This is a genomic window from Novosphingobium sp. B-7, assembly GCF_000410615.1.
GTDB lineage: Bacteria > Pseudomonadota > Alphaproteobacteria > Sphingomonadales > Sphingomonadaceae > Novosphingobium > Novosphingobium capsulatum.
The window spans coordinates 1-3,054 of record NZ_APCQ01000011.1 but is presented as its reverse complement, the minus strand read 5'-3'; the positions used below and the strand labels follow the sequence as shown (position 1 = coordinate 3,054).

Here is a 3,054-nt window from a genome sequence, read left to right as displayed (position 1 = left end):
CCGACCCGGCGCACGGTGTCTCCGCCCAGCAGCGGCACGGCAAACGCCGCCAGCGCCTCCGCCAGCCCGGCCAGGAACCGCTCTTCGCCGCCACCCAGGCCATAGCCCAGCAGCACGCCCAGCGGCGCCGCGCCCTTGGCCGCCAGATCGGACAGGTTGGTCGCCACCAGTTTCCACGCCACGTCGGCCGGGTCCTGGCCCGGCAGCCAGTGCACGCCTTCCACCATCATGTCGTGGGTGAGCACGAGATGCTCCCCGCCCAGCGCGATCACCGCCACGTCATCGTCCAGCCCGCGCGCGGCAGGGTCTGGCGCCAGGGCGCGCAGGGCGGTGATGAAGGCTGCTTCGTCCATCGGTGCTGCGGTAGTGGCTGAAGCGTTGTTTGCAAGTAGCTTGACCCTGGCTGGCCGCGCCGCCTAATCGATCGGTTGAAGAGGACCACGGCGACATGACCAACGCAGGACCACAGACCGCGCACGACTATGCTGCGCCGCCGCCTGATGCGGCCGCTGCACCGGGTGGCGCACGCGATCTGCTGCTGGCGGCGGCCTCTGCGGTGATGCGCGAGGGCGACCTGGTCGATATCTCGCTGTCCGAACTCTCGCTGCGCTCGGGCCTCAATTCGGCGCTGGTGAAGTATTACTTCGGCAACAAGGCCGGGCTGCTCACCGCCTTGCTCGATCGCGACATGGCCGAGATCGTCCGCTCGGTCGACGCCCTGGTGGCCAAGGGCGACATGGCCCCGCAGGACAAGCTGCGCCACCACATTTCCTGCTGCATCGATACCTATTACCGCTACCCCTATCTCAACCGGCTGCTCATGCGCCTGGTGCGCGATAGCGACGATGCCGAAGCGCGGCGTATCGCCGACAAGTACCTGCGCCCGCTTAGCCGCGCCTATGACCAGCTGATCGGCGAGGGGGTGAAAAGCGGGGTGTTCCGTCCGATCGATCCGCAGATGTTCTATTTCACCGTCAGCGGCGCGGCTGACCGGTTCTTTTCCGCACGGCTGGTGCTGCGCCACTGCTTTGGCCAGGATTCGTTGACCGAACAACTGCGCGACCGCTATCGCGAGCACACGGTTGATTTCATCATGGCAGGCATTCTTGCAGACTGAACGGGACACGCCCAAAACGGGCGCACGCTGGCGCATCGGGGTGATCGGCGGCTCGGGGATCTATGATCTCTCGGTGCTGGACGATGTGCAGGAAATCGCGGTGCAATCGCCGTTTGGCGCGCTATCCGGGCCGGTTACGCTGGGGCGCATCGGCGGGCAGGAATTCGTGTTCCTGGCGCGCCACGGCGCCGGGCACCGGATTTCCCCCGAAGCCATCAACCACCGCGCCAACATCGACGTGATGAAGCGCTGCGGGGTGACCGACCTTGTCGCCATTTCCGCGATCGGCTCGCTGCGCGAAGAGCTGGCACCGGGCAGTTTCGTGGCGGTGGACCAGTTCATTGATCGCACCCATGGCCGCCCGCAAAGCTTTTTCGGGGAAGGGCTGGTGGCCCATGTCTCGCTCGCCGATCCGGTCTGTGCGCGCCTGTCGGGCCTTCTTGCCGATGCGGCCCAGGCCGCCGGGGCCAGCGTGCACCGGGGTGGCTGCTATCTGGCGATGCAGGGGCCGCAGTTTTCCACCCGCGCGGAAAGCCGCCTCTACCGCCAATGGGGTGCCGACGTGATCGGCATGACCGCCATGCCCGAGGCGCGCCTCGCGCGCGAGGCAGAGCTGCCCTATGCCCTGATCGGCATGGTCACCGATTACGATGCCTGGCGCGATGGCGATCATGTTGACGTTGCCCAGGTGCTGTCGGTGATGCGCGGCAATGCCGCAACGGCGAAGGCTACCGTCGTGGCGCTGGCCGGTCTTTTGCCGCAGCTGCGCACGCCCAGTCCGATCGACCGCGCGCTCGACGGCGCGATCATGACGGCGCCGGCGCAGCGCGATCCCGTGCTGGTCGCCCGGCTGGGTGCGGTGGCGGGCAGGGCGCTCAAGACATAGCCGACAGGCGGCTGCGGTCTGTGATCCTGTTGCATCGCAGCGCGTATCGAAAGTTGCGCTGCGATAGCTTGTCTTGCACGATTGCAAGAGTTCATAGCGATTAAAGAGAAATATCGTTATTGCCATTGCCGCTGGTTTCCGTAGATACGAAACCATGCCCGGAACCCAGACCCGTCTTGCCGAATTCGTGCCTTATCGCATGGCCATCACCTCTGGTGCGGTGAGCCAGGCCATTGCCAACGAATATCGTATGCAATTCGGGCTCAAAATCTCGGAATGGCGGGTCATGGCGGTGCTCGGCGATGCCGGCCCGCTGACCCAGCGCGACCTGGTGCGCGCCACCCAGATGGACAAGGTTGCCGTCAACCGCGCGTGCAAGGTGCTGGAGGATCGCAACCTGCTGCAGCGCAGCCCCAATGTGGCCGATGGACGCTCCCACCATCTCGAACTTACCGCCGAAGGCCGCGCCATCCATGCCCAGATTTGGCCGCAAGCGCTTGAAATTTACGAGGAAATATTCTCCGCACTGACCCCGCGCGAAACGGAGAAGCTGCGTGCCCTGCTCGACAAGCTGTTGGGCGCGGTGCGGCGGTTCGAAGCGCGCGCCAAGTAAAGTTCAAGACAAAAACCATACCAGAATAGAACCGGGATAATATCGTCGCAGCTGAAACAGGAGAGGTGAACATGAAACTGGCATCGTTGCCGCAGGGGCGCGATGGGCGCCTGATCGTGGTGTCCGACGATCTCGCCTGGTATGCCGACGCCGATCATGTGGTGCCGACGATGCAGCGGTTGCTGGACGAATGGCACCGCCACGCCGATCTTCTCGAAAGCCTGAGCATCGAACTCGCGCACGGTGCCATCCCCCGCAAACGCTTTCACGAACGCGAGGCGGCCGCGCCCCTGCCGCGTACGTTTCACTGGACCGATTCGGCCGATGCCCTGCGCCACCAGCCTGGCGACGGGCTGATGGGCGCGCGCGATCCGCTGCCTCGGCGGTGGGCCTGGTGGCGATGACGGCCGATGTGCCGCAAGGCGCCAGCGCGGCCGA

5 protein-coding genes are annotated in these 3,054 nt (G+C 65.4%); 4 read left to right on the top strand and 1 reads right to left on the bottom strand.

Annotated elements, in window-relative coordinates:
• On the bottom strand, nt 1-353 hold a 353-nt coding region (locus H926_RS0100090), incomplete at its 3' end, for an AIR synthase related protein (protein ID WP_022674479.1).
• A 95-nt stretch (nt 354-448) separates the two neighbouring features.
• Between H926_RS0100090 and H926_RS24805 the strand changes: the two genes are divergently transcribed.
• The 4 genes from H926_RS24805 (at nt 449) to H926_RS0100070 (ending at nt 3,020) form a co-directional block, all read left to right on the top strand.
• A complete protein-coding gene (locus H926_RS24805; RefSeq protein ID WP_022674478.1) occupies nt 449-1,117 on the top strand; it encodes a TetR family transcriptional regulator in 669 nt (222 codons plus the stop codon).
• Nucleotides 1,107-2,003 (top strand): S-methyl-5'-thioadenosine phosphorylase, encoded by an 897-nt coding sequence (gene mtnP, locus H926_RS0100080; protein WP_022674477.1) that lies wholly within the window; start codon nt 1,107-1,109, stop codon nt 2,001-2,003. The genes H926_RS24805 and mtnP overlap by 11 nt, the downstream gene beginning before the upstream one ends.
• 154 nt (nt 2,004-2,157) lie before the next feature.
• A complete protein-coding gene (locus H926_RS0100075; RefSeq protein ID WP_022674476.1) occupies nt 2,158-2,616 on the top strand; it encodes a MarR family winged helix-turn-helix transcriptional regulator in 459 nt (152 codons plus the stop codon).
• Nucleotides 2,617-2,687: 71 nt separating this feature from the next.
• Nucleotides 2,688-3,020: a hypothetical protein gene (locus H926_RS0100070; protein ID WP_022674475.1), complete on the top strand. Its 333-nt coding sequence runs from the start codon at nt 2,688-2,690 to the stop codon at nt 3,018-3,020.
• Nucleotides 3,021-3,054 lie beyond the last annotated feature (34 nt).